The sequence below is a fragment of the Rhodococcus sp. K11/5 genome (assembly GCF_055193735.1).
The window spans coordinates 2,108,858-2,132,089 of record NZ_CM143721.1; the positions used below are offsets into that span (position 1 = coordinate 2,108,858).

Here is a 23,232-nt window from a genome sequence, read left to right on the forward strand (position 1 = left end):
TCCAGTGTGCTGGGGTTCTTGTTCGGCGTGTTCTTCGCGTCAGGCATTGAGCTGAACCTCTCGCTTGTTGCCGAGAATGCCCTGAGGTCTGAACACCATCAAGAGGGCGATCAGAATTCCCAGGAGGACGAAACGGGTGGCACCGACCTGTTGCTCGGTGAGGTTGAGCAGTGGATCGGGTCCCGAGATTGCCTGACGCAGAATCGCATCCGGGATCGAGAGCAGGAACCAGAACAGCATGGCTCCGACGACGGGTCCGAAAACCGTGGCCGCGCCGCCCAGAATCAGGGCTCCGAAGGCGAAGAACGTCTGCGCCGTCGAGTAGAAGTCCGGGTTGATCGACTTGGTCTGCAGAGCGTTGAAGACACCGCCCATTCCGCCGATCACGCCACCGAGGACGAGCGCCTGCATCTTGTAGACGAAGACGTTCTTGCCCAGGGACCGAGCGGCGTCCTCGTCCTCACGAACGGCCTTGAGGACGCGTCCCCACGGGCTGTGAGTGAGAAGATAGACGACCCCGCACAGGATGAGCACCAGCGACCAACCGACGACCATCGCCCACAGATCGTCGCCGTAGAACTTCACACCGACGAAGTCGTATTGCTTGCCCGAATCGAAGGGGCTGAGCGAAGTGAACGGGTCGGCGAACCCGAAGAGGCCGTTCGTCGATGCCGTCACGGAGTCGCTGGCCGTGGATCTGAACACCAAGCGGAGGATTTCCGATGCGGCGATCGTCACGATGGCCAGATAGTCGGCCCGGAGGCGCAGTGTGGGAATGCCGAGCACCAGCGCCAACAGGCCGGCAGCGCCGAGACCGACCAGAATGCCGAGCCACAGCGGCTGTTCGTAGGTGATCGTCATGATGCCCACGCCGTAGCCGCCGAGCAGGGCGAAGCCGATCTGACCGAAGTTGAGCAGTCCGGCGTAGCCGAAGTGCAGGTTCAGGCCGATGGCGAGCAGCGCGTAGAAGATCGCGGATGGGCCGACGAGTTGAGCGAGGGAAACCTGGAGTGCTCCGAGAATGTCCACGAGGTCACCCGATCCTTTGCCGCGAGCCGAGTATGCCCTGCGGCCTGACGATGAGGATGAGAATCAAGACGAGCAGTCCTCCGATGTACTTGAGATCGGGATTGATGATCAGCGTCGACCACTGCACGAGCAGCCCGACGATGACGCAGCCGAGGAAGGCTCCGTACGCGGTTCCCAACCCGCCCAGTGTGATTCCGGCGAACATCAGCAGCAGAAGCTTGAAGCCCATCTCCCATTGGACGCGACCGGCCAGCTCGGAGAGACCGAACAGCACGCCGCCGAGGGCGGCGAGTCCGCCACCGAGGCACCAGACGAACGTCACGACGCGCTCGACGTTGATGCCCGACGACGCGGCGAGGTCGCGGTTGTCGGCGACGGCACGCATCGCCTTGCCGATTCGCGTGCGCTGCAGCATCACTGCCACCCCGACGAGAACCACGATGCTGATGATGATGCAGGCGAGGTTGACGTTGGTGATGGCGAAGGGGCCCCACTCGTTCTGGGTCTGCGCCTGGTAGTCGGCGAACGGCTCGGCGCGGTCGGAGAAGAAGATCAGGATGAGATAGCGCAGCGCGATGGCGAGTCCGATGGACACCACGAGCTGAGCGATCAGCCCGGACCTACGTTTTCGCAACGGTTTCCAGATGGCCGCGTTGTTCAGCCAGCCGATCGCGACGCCGACGATGATCGCGAGGATCGTGGCCGGGATGAGCTGAATGCCCATCGTGACGTTGAAGACCCAGGCCGCCACGGCGCCGAGGGTGACGATCTCGCCGTGCGCGAAGTTCGTCAGACCGGTGGTTCCGAAGATCAGGCTCAAACCGACTGCGGCGAGGGCGATGACGAGACCGAACCGGAAGCCGTCCACCGTCGTTCGCAGGAACTGCTCCCAGACCGGAACGCTGGTTGCGGTGCGTGCCTCGCCGAAGGAGAAGATCACGGTGTTGGAGCGGCCGGCCTGCACGTCACGCTCGACGTCACCCTGCACGCTCACCCCGTCGGGAAGCGTGTCCTGCACGACGCTGAACGTGTAGGTACCGGGGGAGACGTCGAGGGTCCATCGGCCCCCGGTCTCGGACGTCGTTCTGGCGGCCTCGGCTCCGGAGGAGTCGAGCGCGACGACGTCGACGCCTTCCAGGCGTTCTCCTTCGTTGTTCAGACTTCCACTGACCGACACGGCATCGGCGGGAGGTGACGAGCCCGATTCACTCGTGGGTGACGAGGTCGGGGAGGGGGAGGGGGTCGGTTCCTGGGCCAGCGCCGTGCCACCGATGGTGGTGAGGGCGATCAGGCTCAGGAGCGCGACGACGAACGTGCGGACGAGAGCGGCTGTGGCTGCTGCTCGGACCGACCGTCGAGGGCTCGAGGGTGGCACGCGGGGTCCCTTTCGGACAGGCGAATGTCGAGGGCTCTCGACCGATGCTTGCAATTGTGGGACTCTAGCGGCTGCACGGTATCGAAATCGGCGTCTGCAATTACCGGATTGTTTCGGTCTTGTTTCGCTGTCGGACAGGTGGCCGACGGACGCGGTTCGTGCACCGACACCGTCCCTGTCGGCCCTCCTCCCTAGACTGGGCCTCGTGAGTCCAGCAACCGAGAAGTCGCCCCTGTTGATGCTGATCGACGGCCACTCGGTGGCCTATCGAGCGTTCTTCGCCCTGCCCGCGGAGAACTTCAAGACCACCAGCGGCCAGACCACCAACGCCGTGTACGGATTCACGTCCATGCTCATCAATCTCCTCCGAGACGAGTCGCCGACGCACATCGCGGCGGCCTTCGACGTCTCACGTCAGACCTTCCGCGCCGAGAAGTTCCCGGAGTACAAGGCCAACCGGAGCAAGACCCCGGACGAGTTCGCCGGTCAGGTCGACATCACCAAGGACGTGCTCGGGGCGCTCGGAATCCCGGTGATGGCCGAGGCCGGCTTCGAGGCGGACGACATCATCGCGACGTTGACGACGCAAGCCGTGGCCGCGGGGTTTCGAGTTCTCGTGGTGACGGGAGACCGTGACGCGTTGCAACTGGTCGACGACAACGTCACCGTGCTCTACCCCCGGAAAGGCGTGTCGGATCTGACCCGGTTCACCCCGGCCGAGGTCGAGTCGAAGTACGGTCTCACTCCGGGTCAGTACCCCGACTTCGCCGCGCTCCGCGGCGATCCGAGCGACAACCTGCCCGGAATTCCCGGTGTCGGCGAGAAGACCGCGACGAAGTGGATCACGGAGTACGGCAGTCTCGAGGCGTTGGTGGACAAGGTCGACACGGTTCGGGGCAAGGTGGGAGACGCGTTGCGCGCCAACCTCTCCAGCGTGATCATGAATCGTCAGCTCACCGAGATGGTGCGCGACGTTCCGCTTCCGTACACCCCGGATCAGCTCGAGCTCGCGCCGTGGGACCGCGAACGGGTTCACGCTCTGTTCGACGACCTCGAGTTCCGGGTTCTCCGTGACCGCCTGTTCGCCACTCTCACCTCGTCCGAGCCGGAGGCGGAGGAGGGGTTCGAGGTGCGCGGCGAGCAACTCGCGCCCGGCGCCCTGGGCGAATGGCTCGACACCCACACCTCGTCGGGCGTGCGTACCGGACTGTCCGTGGTGGGCTCGCGGTCACCGTTCGACGGCGACGCCACGTCCATCGCATTCGCAGCCGCGGACGGGGAGGGGGCGTACGTCGAGACCGTCGGCCTCGACTCGACGGACGAAGCGGCGCTCGCCGGCTGGCTCGCAGACCCTCGGCGCCCGAAGGCCTTTCACGAGGCGAAATGGGCGCTGCACGCGTTGCGCGGCCGCGGGTGGGCGGTTCACGGGACCACCAGCGACACCGCCCTCGCGGCGTACCTGGTGCGCCCCGGACAGCGCAGCTTCGCACTGGACGATCTGTCGTTGCGGTACCTCAAGCGCGAACTGCGGATCGAGGACTCGGGCGAGGCCCAGCTGTCGTTGCTCGACAACGAGGACGAGTCGCAGGCCGCGGTGGCGGAGGGCGAGATCCTTCGGGCGCAGGCGGTGCTCGATCTTGCCGACGCTCTCGACCGCGAGCTGGCGGAGATCGAGTCGGGGCCACTGCTGTCGGACATGGAGCTCCCGCTGCTCGAGGTGCTCGCCACGGTCGAGAACACCGGTATCGCCATCGACCTCGACCATCTCCACGATCTGCAGAGCCAGTTCGCCGGGGAGGTGAGCGCGGCGGCCGACGCGGCGTACGCGGTGATCGGAAAGCAGATCAACCTCGGTTCGCCGAAGCAGCTGCAGGTGGTGCTGTTCGAGGAACTCGACATGCCCAAGACCAAGCGCACCAAGACGGGGTTCACCACGGACGCCGAGGCGTTGCAGGGGATGTTCGAGAAGACCGAGCATCCGTTCCTGCGGCACCTCCTCGATCACCGGGACGCGACGCGACTGAAGGTGACCGTGGACGGTCTTCTCAAGGCCGTCAGTGACGACGGTCGCGTGCACACCACGTTCAACCAGACCATCGCCGCCACCGGCCGACTGTCCTCGACCGAGCCCAATCTGCAGAACATTCCGGTGAAGACCTCGGCGGGCCGTCGGATTCGCGAGGGTTTCGTCGTCGGCGACGGATTCGACTCGCTTCTCACGGCGGACTACAGCCAGATCGAGATGCGCATCATGGCGCACGTCTCCAAGGACGAGGGATTGATCGAGGCCTTCAACACCGGTGAGGACCTGCACAGTTTCGTGGGCTCGCGGGCCTTCGGGGTGCCCATCGACGAGGTCACGCCGGAATTGCGTCGTCGGGTGAAGGCGATGTCCTACGGGCTCGCCTACGGTCTGAGCGCCTACGGTCTGTCCCAGCAGCTCAAGATCTCCACCGAGGAGGCGAAGGAGCAGATGGAGGCGTACTTCTCGCGGTTCGGTGGGGTGCGCGACTATCTGCACGAGGTCGTCGAAGCGGCGCGCAAGGTGGGGTACACGTCGACGCTCTACGGCCGTCGGCGCTACCTTCCGGATCTCACCAGCGATAATCGCCAGCGGCGCGAGGTGGCGGAGCGGGCGGCCTTGAATGCACCCATCCAGGGCACGGCCGCCGACATCATCAAGGTCGCCATGATCGACGTGCAGAACGGCCTCGTCGAAGCCGGCTTCCGGTCCCGCATGCTGCTGCAGGTTCACGACGAACTGGTTCTGGAGGTCGTCGAATCCGAGCGGCAGGAGGTCGAAGCTCTGGTCAGAGCCAAGATGTCCGACGCCATCGAGCTGTCGGTACCGCTCGAGGTCTCGGTCGGTACGGGCCGAAGCTGGGACGACGCCGCTCACTGATCCGCACACGACGAGGGCGGTGGGAACCTCGGGTTCCCACCGCCCTCGTCGGTGTCGGTCTACATACGGTGTCGTTACTCGGCGGGCTTCTGCTGGGCCGCGACCTGCTTGCGCACCTCGTCCATGTCCAGGCTCTTGACCTGTCCGAGGAGTTCTTCGAGGGCCGCGGGGGGAAGGGCGCCCGGCTGTGCGAAGACCAGTACGCCCTCGCGGAACGCCATGAGCGTGGGGATCGAGCGAATGTTCGCGGCGGCGGCGAGTCCCTGCTCCGCCTCGGTGTCGACCTTGCCGAACACCACATCTGGATGGTTCTCGGACGACTTCTCGAAGGTCGGCGCGAACTGCTTGCACGGGCCGCACCAGTCCGCCCAGAAGTCGACCAGAACGACGTCGTTGCCGGTGACGGTCTCGTCGAAGTTCTGCTGGTTCAGGGTCTGGGTTGCCACAAATGATCCTCTCGTGAAGTGAACGTCTCTGCGGCTTCCAACACGAACGATCCCGTGATTCTTCCCGAGCCACCCGAACGTCAGTCGATCGTCCACTCACGCTTGGCGTCACCGTCCCACCGACGTACCCCGGTGATCTCGGTGTCGATGTCCTCGCAGACCGGCAGCACATGCGCCGCCGCAGACGCCACCTGGTCCGCGCGCATCCGCATCCCGAGTGTGACGTGGGGGGTGTACCGGCCCGGAAAGAGGTGGGGAGGTATCCCGGGGGAACCGGCGAGGGCCTCGTGCGCTCGGGCGTGGAAGTCGAGCAGAGCGGCCGTCGGAACCACCGCCCGGGCGAGGACGGCGCGGGGCCCTCCGAAGAGAACGAGGCCGCCCAGGCGCAGCGCCACCGGGAATCGGCCGGCCCGCTGGGAGTCCGCCACCAGATTCGCGAGACGCCGTTCCACCTCGGCGGAGAACGACTGCGCCACGGCCACCGTGACGTGCGGTCGATTCGACGCCCCACTGTGCCTGGCCTGACTCGGTAGACCGGCATCGGCGAGTAACCGCCACTCGCGCACGATCAGCGCCACGGCATCGTCGTCGAGCAGGAGTTCCATCGACTGCACCATGATGAGCAATGATGGCGCAATGAGCGGCGAGACGACGACGGGGTCCTCGAACCGTCGAGGCGACGGATATCCGATCGGTGTCATGGACGGTGACGGCATCGGCGCCGAGATCGTGCCGGGAGCTGTTCGAGTGGTGGATGCGGCCGTCCAGGCGGTCGGGGCGGAGCGAATCGCCTGGCAACGCTTGCCGTTCGGACGTGATGCGCTCACCTCCCACGGAACGCCCATTCCCGACGAAACCCTCGCGGCGTTGTCCGAACTCGACGCCTGGGTGCTCGGTCCCCACGACAACGCGTCGTACCCGGAGGAGTTTCGAGGCCAGCTCAGTCCCGGCGGCCGCATCCGCAAGGAGTTCGATCTCTTCGCCAACATTCGACCCGCTCGGGCCCTGTCCGGGGTGCGGGCCGTGTCACCGACGATGGACCTCGTCGTCGTTCGAGAGAACACCGAGGGCTTCTACGCGGACCGGAACATGTGGATCGGCTCCGGTGAATTCATGCCGACGCCGGACGTGGCCCTCGCCGTCGGAGTGTTCACGCGGGCGGCGTGCGAACGCATCGCCGAGCAGGCCTTCGCCCTCGCCGCGACTCGCCGCCGACACGTGACCGTCGTGCACAAGACGAACGTGCTTCGACTGACCACCGGATTGTTTCGCGACGCCTGCGACGCCGTGGCCACGCGTCATCCCGACGTCGTCGTCCGCCACGAACACATCGACGCGATGGCGGCGCTGCTGGTGCGATCGGGCGCGGACTTCGACGTGGTGGTGGCGGAGAACATGTTCGGCGACATTCTCTCGGACCTCACCGGGGAGCTGTCCGGATCGCTCGGCATGGCCCCGTCGATCAACGCGTCGGACACCAAGGTGATGGCCCAGGCCGCGCACGGCGCCGCGCCGGACATCGCCGGCCACAACCGCGCGAACCCGACGGCGATCGTCCTGTCCGCGGCGGCGATGCTGGAACGGCTCGCCCTCGGTCCCGGCCCCGGCCGATACGCCGCAGCCGGGGAGCGGATTCGCGAGGCGGTGGAGGCCACGATCGCGTCCGGCGTCGCGACCGCGGACATCGGGGGACAGGCGTCGACGAGCGAGTACATCGAGACCGTCGTGGCCCGCGCCGTGCATCGCTGATCGTCAGCGCGGCTTCTCGCAACAGAAGATCGCCGTGCCGGGGAAGAGCGCACCACGTAGCGGAGACCACTGCCCCCACTCGCGGTCCAACCATTCCGGCCAGTCCGGCTCCACGATGTCCACCAGCGTCAGACCCGACGCGACGATCTCGCGGACTCGATCACCGATGGTGCGATGGTGCTCGACGTACGTCGCCGTACCCGAGTCGTCGAACTCCGCGTACGGGGTGCGGTCGAAGTACGGGATGGTCGCGGTGAGGCCGTCGGGTCCGGGATCGTCCGGAAAGATCCACCGCATCGGGTGATTGACCGCGAACACCCAGCGCCCGCCCGGGCGCAGGACGCGATGGACCTCGCTCATGACGCCGGCGGAATCGGCGACGAAGGGCACTGCGCCGAACGCCGAGCAGACGGCGTCGAACGACGCGTCCGCGAACGGAAGTCTTTCCGCCGAGGCCTGGACGAGGGCAGGCGCGGGTGCCGACGGATCGGCGCGCGCAGCCAGGGCGGCGACGCCGTGCGCGAGCATGCCGACCGAGATGTCGAGACCGACGGCCCGCGCTCCCTGCGCCGTCAACCACCGCGCGCAGGGTGCGGACCCGCAGCCCACCTCCAGGATGTCGCGATCGGCGACGTCGCCGAGAAGGTGCACGTCTCCCTCGTGCAGTCCCTCGGGACACCAGACGAACTCGCCGTCGTCCGTGTCCACGCCGAGAAACCGTCCATGGGTGCGGTGGTACTCGTCGGAATCCTGGTCCCACCAGGAGCGCGAGGCCTGCTCGCTCGCTCGCGAATCCACTCGTCGACGGGACGGTCGCGACTCGGGCGACGACGCGTGTTCGACGGGTCGGCTCGGGTCGGCGATGGTCGCCGGATCCGGCGCGGAGAACGGGGATTCGTCGGACACGCGCAACACCGTAACCGGGTTTGCTCGCCGTGCGTGCCACCGCGTAGTCTCGACACACGCAACGTCTGCCCTCGCGTGCGTGTGCTCCGTCGTCGGTCGTCAGGCCGCGGTCGGTTGCTCGCGAGCGGCGTACACCGCGTCTCACGGTTTTCACCAGTCAAGATACGGCAGCAGCCGGATCCTGTCCGGTCGATCGAGAGTCTGTCCGACCGAACATCCATCCACCGACCCCAACCCGTCCGGAGCAACTCACCACATGGCCTCATCCACCGTCACCTCACCGCAGGTAGCCGTCAACGACATCGGCTCCGCAGAGGATTTCCTCGCCGCCATCGACGCCACGATCAAGTACTTCAACGACGGCGACATCGTCGAAGGCACGATCGTCAAGGTCGACCGCGACGAGGTTCTGCTCGACATCGGTTACAAGACCGAAGGCGTCATCCCTTCCCGCGAGCTCTCCATCAAGCACGACGTCGACCCCAACGAGGTCGTCTCCGTGGGAGATGAGATCGAAGCACTCGTCCTCACCAAGGAGGACAAGGAAGGCCGCCTGATCCTGTCCAAGAAGCGAGCTCAGTACGAGCGCGCCTGGGGCACGATCGAGGAGCTCAAGGAGAAGGACGAGGCAGTCAAGGGCACCGTCATCGAGGTCGTCAAGGGTGGACTCATCCTCGACATCGGTCTCCGTGGCTTCCTTCCCGCCTCGCTCGTCGAGATGCGTCGCGTCCGCGACCTCCAGCCGTACGTCGGCAAGGAGATCGAGGCCAAGATCATCGAGCTCGACAAGAACCGCAACAACGTCGTTCTGTCGCGTCGTGCATGGCTCGAGCAGACCCAGTCCGAGGTCCGCAGCGAGTTCCTGCACCAGCTCCAGAAGGGGCAGGTCCGCAAGGGCGTCGTGTCCTCCATCGTCAACTTCGGCGCGTTCGTCGATCTCGGTGGCGTCGACGGCCTGGTGCACGTGTCCGAGCTGTCCTGGAAGCACATCGACCACCCCTCCGAGGTCGTCGAGGTCGGTACCGAGGTCACCGTCGAGGTGCTCGACGTCGACCTGGACCGCGAGCGGGTATCGCTGTCGCTCAAGGCGACTCAGGAAGACCCGTGGCGTCAGTTCGCTCGGACCCACGCGATCGGTCAGATCGTTCCGGGCAAGGTCACGAAGCTCGTTCCCTTCGGCGCCTTCGTGCGGGTCGAAGAGGGCATCGAGGGCTTGGTCCACATCTCCGAGCTGGCCGAGCGCCACGTGGAGGTCCCGGACCAGGTCGTCACCGTCGGCGACGACGCGCTGGTCAAGGTCATCGACATCGACCTCGAGCGTCGCCGGATCTCGCTGTCGCTGAAGCAGGCCAACGAGGACTACGCAGCCGAGTTCGATCCGTCCAAGTACGGCATGGCCGACTCGTACGACGAGCAGGGCAACTACGTCTTCCCCGAAGGCTTCGATTCCGAGACCAACGAATGGCTCGAGGGATACGACAAGCAGCGCGAAGAGTGGGAAGGCCGGTACGCCGAGGCGGAGCGTCGCCACAAGATGCACACCGCGCAGATGGAGAAGACCGCCGCGGACGAGGCGCAGGAAGCTGCCAACGCAGCGGCCGGCTACTCCTCCGAGACCGGTACCCCGTCTGCAGAGGGTGCACCGGCGGCCGCAGCACCCGAGTCCACCGGCGGATCGCTCGCCAGTGACGCTCAGCTCGCCGCACTGCGCGAGAAGCTGTCCGGCGGAGCCTGATTCGACGGTTCCACCGCGTCAACCCCCGAGGGCCCCGAACCACACCGGTTCGGGGCGCTCGGTCCGTCCGGGAGCGCCTCGATCTCGCACAGAGCACGACAGCCTCGATCTCGCGCAGAGCACGACAACCTCGATCTCGCGCAGAGCACGACAGCCTCGATCTCGCGCAGAGCACGACAACGGCCCGATCCCAACGAAGGGATCGGGCCGTGGTGGTCCGGGGGGGGCGGAACGTCAGCCGGCGGCGGCGGGGCTCCAGCTCGTGCCCATCGACGCACTGCGCTTGCGCATCGACGCGAAGCTGTGGCGCGCCGGGCTCAGCAGCGAGGTGAACCAGTTGCGGCGGTGCTCGGCCAGCGCGTCGGCGACCTGCGGGATGAGGATGCAGTGAACGCCATCCGGCATGCCCAGGCGATGACGACCCGGCTGAATCCGATTGGTGTCCATGCCCGTCCTTTGTCCGTCGAAGTGGTGCGCTCGTGGGTTCCGTCGACGGCCGTCGTGTCGCTGTCGCCCTCGTGAGGAACCGTGAAGCCTGTTGTGCGCCTCGAAGATAACCGACGGGTTGGGAAACATGGTGCATTTGAGACTGGTGATTCGCGGCGTGTTCGATGCACACTGGACGGATGCTGAGGATCGGACTGACAGGTGGCATCGGAGCGGGTAAGTCGACGGTGTCGCGCACTCTCGCCGACTGCGGCGCGGTGGTGATCGATTCCGACAAGATCGCCCGCGAAGTCGTCGAACCGGGGACGGAGGGCCTGGCCGCGCTCGTCGAGCGGTTCGGCTCCGAGATCGTCGACGACGAGGGGGTGCTGATTCGTTCGGCGCTGGCCACCGTGGCGTTCGGTGACGAGGAATCCACCCGTGCCCTCAATGGCATCCTGCACCCCCTGATCGGGGCTCGCACGTCGGAGCTCATGGCCGAGGCTCCGGCCGATTGCGTTCTGGTGCACGACATTCCGTTGCTGGTCGAAAGTCGTTCCGCGGCCGCTTTCCACATGGTGATCGTGGTCCACGTGGAGGAGGACGAGCGAATCCGGCGCCTCGTGGAGTCACGAGGCATCGCCGAAGCGGACGCCCGGTCGCGGATCGCCGCGCAGGCCACCGACGAGCAGCGCCGCGTTGCCGCCGACGTCTGGCTCGAGAACTCCGGGACGCCGGACGAACTCGAGGCCAGGGTGCGGGCCCTGTGGTCGGAGCGTCTCGTTCCGTTCCGGGACAACCTGCGCACACGCACCGTGGCCCGCACGCTGCCCTCCGTCGTGGACCCGGACCCCACCTGGCCGGACCAGGCTCGCCGACTGATCGAGCGACTGGCTCTGGCGTGCGGCGAGCGCGCCGTGCGCATCGACCACATCGGGTCCACCGCCGTCCCCGATTTCCCGGCCAAGGATGTCCTGGACATCCAGATCACGGTGCGGGACATGGAGACCGCCGACGCTCTGCGTGATCCGCTCACCGAGGCGACCTTCCCGCGCATCGATCGCATCACCTCCGACGAGCCGAAAGCGGCCTACCCCGGGGAGTCCGATCCGAGCGTGTGGGAGAAGAGACTGCACGGAACCGCCGACCCCGGCCGAACGGCCAACATCCACATTCGCGTCGAGGGGTGGCCCGGTCAGCAGTCGGCGCTGATGTTCCGAGACTGGCTGCGCGCCGAACCCGAGGTTCGGATCGAGTATCTCGAGATCAAGCGTCGCGCGGCGGCCGCGGTCGTCGAACCGGCCGACTACGCCGCCGCGATCGAGGCATACGTCGACGCGAAGGCACCGTGGATGGACTCCGCCTACGAACGGTGCCTCGAGTGGGCGCGCCGCACCGGGTGGTCAGCGGGGGAGTGACCCGTGCCCGCCCGCGGCCGGTCGAGGGGTGGGAGTGAGCCAGCGGGTGGGCATCCCGGAGGACGCGAGCCAGGCGTCGAGATCGTGACCGGCGCCGGCGATGCCGTCCACCGCGTCGGACGCACGGCGGATGGCCGATTCGGCCGTACCGGCATCCAGCATTCCCACGGTGTGGGCCGCGAGCAGTTCGTCGACGTCCAGCAGTTCGACGTCCCGGCCCGTACGCACCACGATGTCGAGGTAGTGATCCACCGAGTGCCACACCGATCCGGTCCGGTGATACTCACCGATGTCGACGTAGTAGTCCTGGTCACGGGTGTGTTCGGGGAGATAGTGGAACACGGACGCGCGGATTCCGAGCCGGGGGATGATCCACGATTCCAGGTAGTCGAAGGACGGGTGGTCCGACGGGCGGGCCATGTACAGTCCCCAGTCCGTCTCGTCGTACCGGTCCACGGGACGCACGACACCCTTGGGATCGGTGTTCGTGCTGCCGGCGACGTCGAAGACCTCCACCTTGGGCGGGTGGATGTGGACGTCCGTCATGCCGTCGACGGTACAACCGACGCGCGGTCGGTGCCCGATGTCGGTCAGTATCCGAAGTGCTTCTTCACCGAATCCAGACTGTCCGCGTCGGCGGGTGATTTGTCGTCGCAATAGCGCAGTACGCGAGCGAAGCGGAGAGCGATTCCACCGGGATAGCGGCTGGAACGCTGCAGCCCGTCCAGCGCGATCTCGACGACCTGTTCGGGCCGAACGTGCACCGTGTACGCGGAGCGCGACGTCTCGAGTTCGAGGAATCGACGCGTCTGCCAGTCGAGCATCTCGTCGGTCATCCCCTTGAACGTCTTGCCGAGCATCACGAATCTGCCGTTCGGATCCACCGCGCCCAGATGGATGTTGGACAGCTTCCCCGCCCGACGTCCGGAACCCCATTCGACGGCCAGGACCACCAGATCGAGAGTGTGGACCGGCTTCACCTTGACCCATGCCGAACCGCGCCGGCCGGCGTCGTACGGAGCCTCGGGGTTCTTGATCACCACACCCTCGTGACCGTCGTCGATCGCTCGTGTCGCAAATCGCGCCGCGACCTCGACATCCGCGGTGATCACCCGCGGCACCCGGTGGGCCTCGGCCACCAGTTCGTCGAGAATCGTCAGCCGTTCGCGGAGCGGACGATCGAGAAGGTCCTCGCCGTTCAGGTGCAGCACGTCGAAGAAGTACGGCGTGACCACGACGCCGTCGGATTGCGCGGTGCGCGACGCGGTCTCCTGGAAGGGCCGAGGCCGGCCGTCCTCCGTCAGTGCGAGGGCTTCGCCGTCGAGGACGACGGACTCCACGTCGAGCGATCGGACCGCGTCGACGACCTCGGGCAGTCGCGCCGTGATGTCGTCGAGGCTCCTCGTCGTGACGAGGACGCCGTCCGGCGAACGGTGAACCTGAATTCGGATTCCGTCGAGTTTGGTGTCGAGGACGACCGGTGTGCCCGAGGCGGCGGCCTTGGCGACACCGTCGGCGACGGTCGGAGCACTCGACGCCAGCATCGGAGACACGGCGCGACCGACGGTGAGACCGATGGCGGAGAGCGCGTCGACGCCACCGCCGAAGGCCGCGCCGGCCGCCGCGACCGTCGATCCCGACAGCATCGCGGCCCGACGCACGTCGCGAAGCGGCACCCCGGCGGCGGCGGCCACCGCCTCCTGCACCAGCGCATCCAGGGCACCCTGCCGGATCTCGCCGGTCACGAGCCCACGCAACCACGTCTGCTCCTCCGCTGTGGCGCGTGCGAAGAGAGCACGCACGGCATCCGCCCGAGCGCCCTGCGAACCGGAACCGGACAGGTGCGAGAGCCTCTCGAACTCGGCGTCGACGTCGGTCACGGTCAGGGTGGGATGGTCGGCGGCCGGGGGCAGAGCGGACAGCGTGCGCCATCCGACGCCGGTCCGGCGCTGCCGGAGGGCGCCGGCGAGATACGTGGTGATCAGCGGAACATCCTGCGGTTCGCACTCCGACAGCAGGCCGGAGAGCGCCGTCACTTTCGCCTTGCGCGAACGTGTGGCGCCGACTGCGGACGATGTTTCCACGACTTGCTGCAGCAACATGCGTTCCATTGTTCACGTCGGCACCGACAGCCCCGGTGACGCCGCTGCGCGGGCGGAACTTGTCGGTGGTCCGGCCTACTCTGGGTACATGGCTTTCGCTGCTGAACATCCCGTGCTCGCCCACTCGGAATTTCGTCCCGTCGGCGAGATCGAGCGCAGCGATCGACCCTTCGAGGTCGTCAGCGAACACACCCCGGCCGGTGATCAGCCCGCCGCGATCGCCGAGCTGTCCAAGCGGGTGAATGCGGGTGAGCGGGACATCGTGCTTCTCGGGGCGACGGGAACGGGCAAGTCGGCCACGACGGCCTGGCTCATCGAACAGGTGCAGCGGCCCACCCTGGTGATGGCCCCGAACAAGACGCTGGCCGCGCAGCTCGCGAACGAGCTCCGGGACATGTTGCCCAACAACTCGGTCGAGTACTTCGTCTCGTACTACGACTACTACCAGCCCGAGGCGTACATCGCGCAGACCGATACGTACATCGAGAAGGACTCCTCGGTGAACGACGACGTCGAGCGTCTGCGTCACTCCGCCACCGCCAACCTGCTCTCGCGGCGTGACGTGGTGGTGGTGGCGTCCGTGTCGTGCATCTACGGTCTCGGCACCCCGCAGTCCTACGTCGACCGGTCCGTGCATCTCGACGTCGGCGCCGAGGTTCCCCGCGATCGGTTCCTGCGGTTGCTCGTGGACGTGCAGTACACGCGCAACGACATGGCCTTCACCCGTGGATCGTTCCGGGTTCGCGGCGACACCGTCGAGATCATTCCGTCGTACGAGGAACTCGCCGTGCGCATCGAGTTCTTCGGCGACGAGATCGAGGCGTTGTACTACCTGCACCCGTTGACGGGCGACGTCGTCCGCCAGGTCGACAGCGTGCGTATCTTCCCGGCGACGCACTACGTCGCGGGACCGGAACGCATGGAGCGGGCGGTGCGCGACATCGAGACCGAGCTCGAGGAACGCCTCGCCGACCTCGAGAACAAGGGGAAACTGCTCGAGGCCCAACGGCTGCGCATGCGCACGCAGTACGACCTCGAGATGATCAAGCAGGTCGGGTTCTGCTCCGGTATCGAGAACTACTCGCGCCACATCGACGGCCGTCCCGCGGGCACCGCTCCGGCGACGCTCATCGACTACTTCCCGGACGACTTCCTGCTCGTCATCGACGAGTCGCACGTGACGGTCCCGCAGATCGGGGCGATGTACGAAGGCGACATGTCCCGTAAGCGCAACCTCGTGGAGTTCGGATTCCGGCTTCCGTCCGCGACGGACAATCGACCGCTCACGTGGGAGGAGTTCACGCAGCGGATCGGTCAGACGGTGTATCTCTCGGCCACCCCGGGCAAGTACGAGCTGGGGCAGAGCGGCGGCGAGGTCGTGGAGCAGGTCATCCGGCCGACCGGTCTCGTCGATCCGGAGATCGTGATCAAGCCGACCAAGGGCCAGATCGACGACCTGGTGCACGAGATCCGTCAGCGAGCCGACCGGGACGAGCGCGTGCTGGTGACGACACTGACCAAGAAGATGTCCGAGGATCTGACCGACTATCTGCTCGAACTGGGGATCCGGGTGCGCTACCTGCACTCCGACATCGACACCCTGCGGCGCGTCGAACTGCTGCGCCAGCTTCGGTTGGGGGAGTACGACGTACTGGTCGGCATCAACCTGCTGCGCGAGGGTCTCGACCTCCCCGAGGTGTCCCTGGTCGCGATCCTCGACGCCGACAAGGAGGGGTTCCTGCGCAGCGGAACGAGCCTCATCCAGACCATCGGCCGCGCGGCGCGCAACGTCTCCGGACAGGTGCACATGTACGCGGACAAGATCACCGACTCGATGCAGTTCGCGATCGAGGAGACCGAGCGCCGCCGGGCCAAGCAGATCGCCTACAACGAGGAGATGGGCGTCGATCCGCAGCCTCTGCGCAAGAAGATCGCCGACATCCTCGATCAGGTCTACGAGGAGGCCGAGGACACCGAGAACTCCGTCGAGATCGGTGGCTCGGGGCGCAATGCCAGCCGCGGTCGTCGCGCGCCCGGAGAAGCGGGTCGGTCGGGCAGCAGCGGTGTCGTCGACGGTGGACGTGACGTGAAGTCGATGCCGCGCGCCGAACTCGCCGACCTGGTCAAGGCTCTCACCGATCAGATGATGAACGCCGCGCGCGAACTGCAGTTCGAGCTCGCGGGCCGGTTGCGCGACGAGATCCAGGACTTGAAGAAGGAACTGCGAGGAATGGACGCGGCCGGCCTGTCCTGAGGCCGACCGCGTCGGGCGGCGGCGTCAGCTCGTGATGTCCTTGGTGGCGAAGCGTCGCCAGGCGACGATGCCGAACACGGTTGCGTAGGCCAGCGACGAGAACGCGCCCGCCGCGAGCTCGTTCCAGTCGAGGGTGGGGGACAGCACGCTGGTCCACGACGTCGAGTAGTGGCCGGGCAGGAAGTTGCGCAGTGATCCCAGCGCGGTGATCTGATCGAGGATCTGCGCGAGGATGGACACCATCACCGTCCCGCCGACGGCCCCGAGCGGGGCGTCGGTGGAGACCGAGAGTGCCATCGCGAGTCCGGCGATCCAGGTCAGGTTGATCGCGATGAAGACGACTCCGATGGCGAGGCGGCCCACCGATACCCCGAACGGGAGCGAGTCGCCGAACGGCGACACCAGTGCGCCCACCCCGTACAGGATGCTGCCCAGTCCGAGAGACACCCCGACCAGTACGGCCAGCGCCATCAGCGACAGGATCGCCGACACCGCGGCTTTCTGGGCCAGCAGTCGGCCGCGGGGGATCGGTACGGCGAGCAGGTACCGCAGACTCGACCAGGACGCCTCGCTGGCGACGGCATCGCCGAAGAACAACGCGACCACCACGATCAGCAGGAATCCGACCGACACGAACAGAGCGAAGACGGTGAAGTTCACCGCGCTCTGGGTGCCGAGTTCGATGAGGCCGCCGCTGGCGTCCGCGTCGTCGGAACCACCGATGGCGAAGGCCACCGCCAGGATCACCGGGAGCAACGCGAGGAACCCCAGCGCCATCTGAGTGCGGCGCCGCGTGAACTGGCGCGTGAGCTCCGTGCGCAACGACAGCGTCTTCGACGCGTCGTAGCCGTCGACCCGACCGTCCGAATGGGTGGTGCTCATGAGCGAGGTCCGTCCGTGTCGGTGATCGTGGAATCGGCATCACGGTCGCGGGAGTCCTCGTCGACCAGGTCGAGGAACACGTCCTCGAGCCGAGTGGATCGCGAGACGGATTGCACGGCGATTCCCGCATCGACCAGGGACCGTACGGCCACCGGAGTCTCGACCGCGCCCAGGTGCGCGCGGATCGCGCCACCGGATTCGACCTCGACGACGTCGCCGACACCGTCCAAGGACCGCAGCACCGCCAGAGTCTCCGCGCCGCGATCGGTGCGGAACTCAGTCGGGCCGCTCGCACCGATCAGTTCCTCGACCGTGCCCGAGCTGATCACGGTGCCCTTGTTCATCACCACCAAGTGCGTGCACGTCTGCTCCACCTCGGCCAGAAGGTGGCTGCTCACCAGAACGGTGCGACCGGTCCGCGCGTACCGGATGAGGACGTCACGCATGGTGCGGATCTGGGGCGGATCGAGTCCGTTGGTCGGTTCGTCGAGCACCATGAGATCCGGCAACCCCAGCATGGCCTGAGCGATCGCGAGGCGCTGGCGCATGCCCTGACTGTAGGAACGCACCTTGCGGTCGATGGCCGCGCCGAGGTCGGCGATCTCCAACGCCTCCTCGAGGTGCGCATCGGCTTCCGGTCGGCCGGTGGCCTGCCAGTACAACCGCAGGTTCTCCGCGCCCGACAGGTGCGGGAGGAAACCGGACCCCTCCACGAACGACCCGAGCCGAGACAGAACCGGTGCTCCGGGAGTGACCGCGTGCCCGAAGACCCTGATGTCACCACGGGTGGGGCTGATCAGGCCCATGAGCATGCGCAACGTGGTGGTCTTCCCGGCGCCGTTCGGGCCCAGCAGTCCGAGCACCTGACCGGCACCGACGGTGAAAGAGACGCCGTCGACCGCGCGGAATCCGTTCGAGTAGCTCTTGGCGAGGTCGGTGATGACCAACGGGACCTCCAGAAGGTCCTCGTCCACCTCGGCGACGGTGCGGCGACGGGCGCGGGCCGCCGATACGACGACGAGTGCGCACACCAGCACCGCGAGACCCGCGATGCCGACCACGGGAAGTACGGGGAAGCTCGTGCCCTCGGTGCGGGACGGAACGCTGGGGAGGGCCAACGACGCGTCGTCGAGCGTCACCGAGATCGCCGCCGGCTCGAGGGGCATGGCGTACGCCTGGTCGGTGGTCGAGAACGACACTTCGATCGTGTGCCCCGCCGCGACCTGATACGCGATGCCGGGCATGGTGACGCGCACCGTGGTGTCGGTGTCCGAGGGCGCCACGCGCACCGCCGACACCAGACCGTTCGGAAGCGTCTTGCGGCCGTCGTCGGACACGTCGTACAGCTTGGCGAACAACACGGTGCCGTCGGGTGACGGCGTGGGGCCCACGGTGACCGTGACGGTGGAGGTGCCGGTGATGGTGTACGAGGTGTCGAGCGGTTCGGTGACGAACGACGCGGACTGACCGGGGATGTCCTGCGCGAGGGCAGCGCCGGCCCCACTCGCGGCTCCACCGGCGGCCCCGCCCAGTGCGGACAGTGCCGATCCGATCCCGGGAAGCGACGAGATGGCCGCGGGAGACGCACCGGGCGGCCGAATCACGGTCTGCGTGGCGTTGCCCGTGACCGACGTCAGGGCGAAGCTCTCGGTGGGGGTCGGGTCGGTTCCGCCCAGACCGGGGTAGGAGTCCGCGGTCCGTGTCTCCGCGCGATCGCCCTGATCGGTCGGGTCACCGGGCAGGGTGTAGGTGAACGGAGCGGCCGCGTCGCCGCTGTCGACTCCGTCGACGAGGTGGGCGACGAGAAAATCGGCCACCGCGGCGTCGGCATCGGGCGTGGTCCCGCCGGCGTCGTGCCCGCCGTCGAACCACTGAACCTCGACGTCTCCGCCGGCGTCGGCGATCTGCCGGGCGGTCGCGTCGGACTGATCGAGACCGAACAGGGAGTCCTGCTGGCCCTGCATCAACAGTGTCGGTGCCGTGATGTCCGCCGCGTACGACGCGGGTGAGCGCGCCCGCAGGAACGCGGACGTCTCCGCGGACGGTTGGCCTCCGACCGCGGACTCCGCGTACGCGAGGCAGGCCTGGAGCGAGAAGCGACCGCACGCCGCGGCACCCCCCACCGCGGGTGCGGACGGCTGCTCGGGCGTCGTTGCGTCGTCGACCGGGCCCGCACCCGGAGCGGGTGCGGCACCGGCGCCGAAAAAGATGCCGGCCCAGCTGCGCTTGAGAACACCCGAGTCACCGGAAACGGAGGCGGCAGGGGTTGCGTCGTTCGCCACGGGGTCGGTCGCGGGCGCCGAGTAATTGGGAAAGAGGCTGCGGCCGAGGTCGTTCCAGGTGATCGACGCCGCGTCGGCGTCGATCCGGGGGTCGGTCCCCGCGGCCATGAGCGCAAGGGCGCCACCGTAGGAGCCGCCGGCGACGCCGACCCGGGGATCTCCGGGCGCGTCGAGCGTGACATCGGATCGAGTGGCGAGGTAGTCGACCAGGCCGCGTGCGTCGGCGACTTCACGGTCCGGGTCGTTCAGACCGATCGTTCCGGTACTGGCGCCGAATCCTCGTGCGCTGTAGGCGAGCACGACGAATCCGCGGGCCGCGAGGTCGCGGGCCTGACCGTCGAGAGAGGTCTTGTCGCCGCCGAATCCGTGGGCCAGGATCACGGCCGGTGCGGGCGTGGAGTCGGGAACGTAGACCGTGGTGTCGATCGACACGGTGGCGTCGCTGCCGGGACCCTCCGGGAAGGTCAGAACCGAGTCCTCGGTACGCACCGCGGCGCCGGCCCCGGCGTCCGAACGGACCAGGGTGGTGACGAGGGCCACGAGCGCGAGGACGACGACGATGGCGGCCACCGATATCCAGGTGCGTCCGGGCATCCGGAATCGGGGGGTCTGCATGCGTTCACAGTATGCGAGGGAGCGCGGACGTGCTTTCGGCCGGAAGCGCCGTCGGTCGGCGACCCCTGGTACTAGTGTCGCTCGGGAACCCACTCGACCGGCGTCGAGTTCTCACCACTGGAGGAATGAATGAGCGCTTACCGCACCGTCGTCGTCGGGACCGATGGTTCCGATTCGTCCCTGCGGGCAGTGGAGAAGGCAGCAGCGCTGGCGGGGGACGCCGAAGCAACGTTGTACATCGCCTGCGCGTACTACCCGGCCGATTCCAAGTCCTCCTCGCAGGACGCCGACGTGCTCGGCGAGGATGCCTACCAGATCACGGGATCCGCACCGACGCAGGAGATCCTGCGCACGGCGCGCGAGCGCGCGACGGCCGCCGGAGCGTCGACGATCGAGGAGCGACCCGTCGTCGGAAACCCGGTCGACTCGCTCCTCGAGTTGGTCTCCGAGGTCGGGGCGGACCTCCTGGTGGTCGGCAACCGGGGCCTGAACTCTTTGACGGGCCGACTGCTGGGCTCCGTTCCCTCGGACGCGGCACGCAAGGCTCGGTGCGACGTACTGATCGTTCACACCACGCGCTAGCCCCGCGTTCCGGTGTGGCGGAATCGACTTCGAGCGATTGCGCCACACCGGGTCACCGCGCGACGGTCAGAAGCGTTCCAGGAGATCGGAAGACGCCAGCACCGCCGGAAGATCGTCGCTGTGCACGATGTCGACGCGCTGTGTGGCGCGGGTCAGGGCGACGTAGAGATCGTTGAGACCTCGGGCCGATTCGGCGACGATCGCGGCCGGCTCGACCAGGAGTACCGAGTCGAACTCCAGCCCCTTGCAATCGCGGACCGTGCTCACCACCACGGACTCGGACGCCAGATCACCGAGCGACGGCAGGAGAGCGGCGGGCGCGAGAACCGCACTCGTCCCCGGACGCGGGTGCCGGTCGACCCGAGCGGACACTTCCGACATCACGTCGGTCGGATCGACTCGAACCGCCCGGGGCACCTCTCCGTTGTCGCGCACCGAGCGCGGCACCGTCGCGTCGGGATCGATCGCGGACAGCACGCACTGCGCCAGGCCCATGATCGCCGCCGGAGTGCGGTAGTTGACGGTCAGTTCGGTCAGCTTCCACCTCTTCGCCACGTACGGACCGAGCACGTCCTGCCACGACGAGGCTCCGGCCGGATCACCCGTCTGAGCGACGTCGCCGACGAGAGTCATCCACCGGTTCGGAACTCGCCGCATCACCATGCGCCAGGCCATTTCCGTGAGTTCCTGAGCCTCGTCGACGATCACGTGACCGTAGGTCCAGGTTCGGTCGCCCGCTGCGCGTTCGGCGGTCGTCAATCGACGCCCGCTGTCCTGCCGTTGGGCCAGCCGATCGGCGTCGATCAAGTCGTACGCCATCAGAATTTCCGGATCGAGCTCGTCCTCGAGGTCCTGAGGCGCCGAACCGGTGAGGATGTCGAGAGCGCCCTGCGCGTCCGCGATCTGCGCGCGCCACCGGCGCTGCTCGCGCTCCCTCTCGGCGGCGTCGTCCATCCCGAGCAACTCGGCGATCTCGTCGAGAAGCGGGGCATCGGCGGCGGAGAACCGACCGTCGTCCGAGCGCTCGAGTGCGTCACGGTCGGCGTCCGACCAGCCCGCCGTCGCGCGATCGATCCGGTCCCGGTCGGCGAACAATCCCGCCAACACGTCCGGTGGCGTCAGTTCGGGCCACAGCGAGCCGACGGCGGTCATGAGTTCGGGGTTCTCGCGCATCTCGTCGCGGATGTCGGAAAGATCGTCCCGGCTCAGTAGATTCGATCCGTCCAGCACGTCCCCGCCGACCATCGCCGCGAACTGATCGGCCAGCAGATCGATCAGAGTGGAGACGAAGATCGGTCGGGCCAGATTGTGCGGGCGACGCGACGACCGTGCCCGGCCGCGTGCGCGCGTCGCCATCTTGCGATCGACGCGGAGCGTGTAGGTGTCGAAATCGACCTCGAGGGGCTCGGCGGGAAGTTCCTGCCGATCGCGAACCGCGGCGACGAGTACGTCGACCATCGACAACGACCCCTTCAGGCGAGCTGCGTCGACGGTGTCCTCACGCGTGGAATCGACTCCGGGGTACAGGTTCCCGATCGTCGAGAGCAGGACCCCGGTTTCTCCCAGTGAGGGAAGCACCTGCCCGATGTAGTCGAGGAAGGTGGAGTTGGGGCCGATGATCAGTACGCCGCTCTTGTCCAGTTGCTGCCGGTAGGTGTACAGCAGGTAGGCCGCACGGTGGAGCGCCACCGCGGTCTTGCCCGTGCCCGGACCACCCTGCACCACGAGCGCGCTGCGGTGGGTGGACCTGATGATGTCGTCCTGCTCGCGCTGAATGGTCTCCACGATGTCGTTCATCAGACCCGTGCGTGCTGCGTTCAGTGCCGACAGCAGTGCGCTCTCCCCGGCCACACCGTCCGAACCCTCCGTCACCCCGGCGGCACGGGCGGCGTCGAGATCGAGAAACTCGTCGGCGATCGACGTCACCCGGCGGCTGCGGGTGCGAATGTGTCGTCGGCGTTCGACACCTTCGGGCGCCGCGGGCGTCGCGAGGTAGAAGGGGCGCGCCAACGGCGCACGCCAGTCGTAGAGCAGGGACTCGAAGTCGTTGTCCTCGTCGAGGATTCCCACCCGGCCGATGTAGCGCGGGGGCTCGTCGGCGACGTCGATCCGGCCGAAACACAGGCCGTTCTCCGACGCGTCGTACCGAGCGATGTCGTCGGTGTAGAGGTTGGTGAAGGACTCTCTCTCGCTGCGCGCCTGGGGCGTACCGCCGGTTTCCAGCAGCACGCTGCTCAGGCGCGATTTCGCGTACCGGCGCAGCCGATCCAAACGACCGTAGAGCGCGGTGACGTACGTCTGTTCGTGTCGCAGTTCGTCGGTGGTGGTGTCGACGGACGTGTCGATCGGGGTGCCCTGATTCGGCACATGGACTCCTGAAGCGATGGAAGTTCTCTACGTACTTTGTGCCAGAAAAGTCTACGGGTCACGAGAGTGGTGCGTGATCGACGCAGGTCGAGACCACTCTCGACTCGTAGGGAACGACAACGGCCGGTCGGTCCCCGTGCGGGGATCGACCGGCCGTCCTTC

17 protein-coding genes are annotated in these 23,232 nt (G+C 67.2%); 6 read left to right on the plus strand and 11 right to left on the minus strand.

The genetic code is table 11. From position 1 onward, the window contains the following. Positions 1 to 39 precede the first annotated feature (39 nt). Both ACY466_RS10125 and ACY466_RS10130 read right to left on the minus strand, forming a co-directional pair. A complete protein-coding gene (locus ACY466_RS10125; protein WP_463252051.1) occupies positions 40 to 1,029 on the minus strand; it encodes a branched-chain amino acid ABC transporter permease in 990 nt (329 codons plus the stop codon). Between the two features lie 4 nt (positions 1,030 to 1,033). Next, entirely contained in the window at positions 1,034 to 2,404 is a 1,371-nt protein-coding gene (locus ACY466_RS10130; RefSeq protein WP_463252052.1) for a branched-chain amino acid ABC transporter permease, read from the minus strand. 238 nt (positions 2,405 to 2,642) lie between these two features. Between ACY466_RS10130 and polA the strand changes: the two genes are divergently transcribed. Next, positions 2,643 to 5,306, plus strand: a complete 2,664-nt coding sequence (polA, locus tag ACY466_RS10135; RefSeq protein WP_463252215.1) for a DNA polymerase I — start codon at positions 2,643 to 2,645, stop codon at positions 5,304 to 5,306. Positions 5,307 to 5,380: 74 nt separating this feature from the next. Here the strand turns inward: polA and trxA are convergent, their stop codons facing one another. Together trxA and ACY466_RS10145 are read right to left on the minus strand one after the other, a co-directional pair. Further along, entirely contained in the window at positions 5,381 to 5,752 is a 372-nt protein-coding gene (trxA, locus tag ACY466_RS10140; protein ID WP_463252053.1) for a thioredoxin, read from the minus strand. 80 nt (positions 5,753 to 5,832) lie between these two features. Continuing rightward, the gene (locus tag ACY466_RS10145) at positions 5,833 to 6,453 is read right to left on the minus strand and encodes a 2'-5' RNA ligase family protein (protein WP_463252054.1); all 621 of its coding nucleotides are present in this window, start codon (positions 6,451 to 6,453) and stop codon (positions 5,833 to 5,835) included. On the opposite strand from ACY466_RS10145, the gene ACY466_RS10150 reads away from it, so the two are divergent. Further along, positions 6,389 to 7,501 carry an isocitrate/isopropylmalate dehydrogenase family protein gene (locus ACY466_RS10150; protein WP_463252055.1) on the plus strand — a complete coding sequence of 371 codons (1,113 nt, stop codon included), beginning with the start codon at positions 6,389 to 6,391 and terminating at the stop codon, positions 7,499 to 7,501. The genes ACY466_RS10145 and ACY466_RS10150 overlap by 65 nt on opposite strands. Positions 7,502 to 7,504: 3 nt before the next feature. Here ACY466_RS10150 and ACY466_RS10155 read toward each other — a convergent pair whose 3' ends face one another. Then, positions 7,505 to 8,365: a class I SAM-dependent methyltransferase gene (locus ACY466_RS10155; protein ID WP_463252216.1), complete on the minus strand. Its 861-nt coding sequence runs from the start codon at positions 8,363 to 8,365 to the stop codon at positions 7,505 to 7,507. A 298-nt stretch (positions 8,366 to 8,663) separates the two neighbouring features. Here ACY466_RS10155 and rpsA point away from each other — a divergent pair, with 298 nt between their 5' ends. After that, positions 8,664 to 10,142, plus strand: coding sequence for a 30S ribosomal protein S1 (gene rpsA / locus ACY466_RS10160; protein ID WP_463252056.1), 1,479 nt, complete (start codon positions 8,664 to 8,666; stop codon positions 10,140 to 10,142). Between the two features lie 234 nt (positions 10,143 to 10,376). Here rpsA and ACY466_RS10165 read toward each other — a convergent pair whose 3' ends face one another. Further along, the gene (locus tag ACY466_RS10165; RefSeq protein WP_463252057.1) at positions 10,377 to 10,589 is read right to left on the minus strand and encodes a hypothetical protein; all 213 of its coding nucleotides are present in this window, start codon (positions 10,587 to 10,589) and stop codon (positions 10,377 to 10,379) included. A gap of 179 nt (positions 10,590 to 10,768) precedes the next feature. Here ACY466_RS10165 and coaE point away from each other — a divergent pair, with 179 nt between their 5' ends. Next, entirely contained in the window at positions 10,769 to 11,986 is a 1,218-nt protein-coding gene (coaE, locus tag ACY466_RS10170) for a dephospho-CoA kinase (protein ID WP_463252058.1), read from the plus strand. Here the strand turns inward: coaE and ACY466_RS10175 are convergent. Continuing rightward, positions 11,972 to 12,532, minus strand: coding sequence for a ribonuclease FAU-1 family protein (locus tag ACY466_RS10175; RefSeq protein WP_463252059.1), 561 nt, complete (start codon positions 12,530 to 12,532; stop codon positions 11,972 to 11,974). The two genes, coaE and ACY466_RS10175, sit on opposite strands and share 15 nt — an antisense overlap. Before the next feature lie 44 nt (positions 12,533 to 12,576). Then, a complete protein-coding gene (locus tag ACY466_RS10180; protein ID WP_463252060.1) occupies positions 12,577 to 14,088 on the minus strand; it encodes an ATP-dependent DNA ligase in 1,512 nt (503 codons plus the stop codon). Between the two features lie 88 nt (positions 14,089 to 14,176). Between ACY466_RS10180 and uvrB the strand changes: the two genes are divergently transcribed. Then, positions 14,177 to 16,342: an excinuclease ABC subunit UvrB gene (uvrB, locus tag ACY466_RS10185; RefSeq protein WP_463252061.1), complete on the plus strand. Its 2,166-nt coding sequence runs from the start codon at positions 14,177 to 14,179 to the stop codon at positions 16,340 to 16,342. 24 nt (positions 16,343 to 16,366) lie between these two features. Here the strand turns inward: uvrB and ACY466_RS10190 are convergent, their stop codons facing one another. Both ACY466_RS10190 and ACY466_RS10195 read right to left on the minus strand, forming a co-directional pair. Next, entirely contained in the window at positions 16,367 to 17,224 is an 858-nt protein-coding gene (locus ACY466_RS10190; protein ID WP_463252062.1) for an ABC transporter permease, read from the minus strand. After that, positions 17,221 to 20,121 carry an alpha/beta fold hydrolase gene (locus ACY466_RS10195; RefSeq protein WP_463252063.1) on the minus strand — a complete coding sequence of 967 codons (2,901 nt, stop codon included), beginning with the start codon at positions 20,119 to 20,121 and terminating at the stop codon, positions 17,221 to 17,223. Before ACY466_RS10195 ends, ACY466_RS10190 begins: the two co-directional genes overlap by 4 nt. 129 nt (positions 20,122 to 20,250) lie before the next feature. Between ACY466_RS10195 and ACY466_RS10200 the strand changes: the two genes are divergently transcribed. Continuing rightward, the gene (locus tag ACY466_RS10200; RefSeq protein ID WP_463252064.1) at positions 20,251 to 20,703 is read left to right on the plus strand and encodes a universal stress protein; all 453 of its coding nucleotides are present in this window, start codon (positions 20,251 to 20,253) and stop codon (positions 20,701 to 20,703) included. A 66-nt stretch (positions 20,704 to 20,769) separates the two neighbouring features. Here the strand turns inward: ACY466_RS10200 and ACY466_RS10205 are convergent, their stop codons facing one another. Further along, positions 20,770 to 23,070, minus strand: coding sequence for a HelD family protein (locus ACY466_RS10205; protein WP_463252065.1), 2,301 nt, complete (start codon positions 23,068 to 23,070; stop codon positions 20,770 to 20,772). Between the last annotated feature and the right edge of the window lie 162 nt (positions 23,071 to 23,232).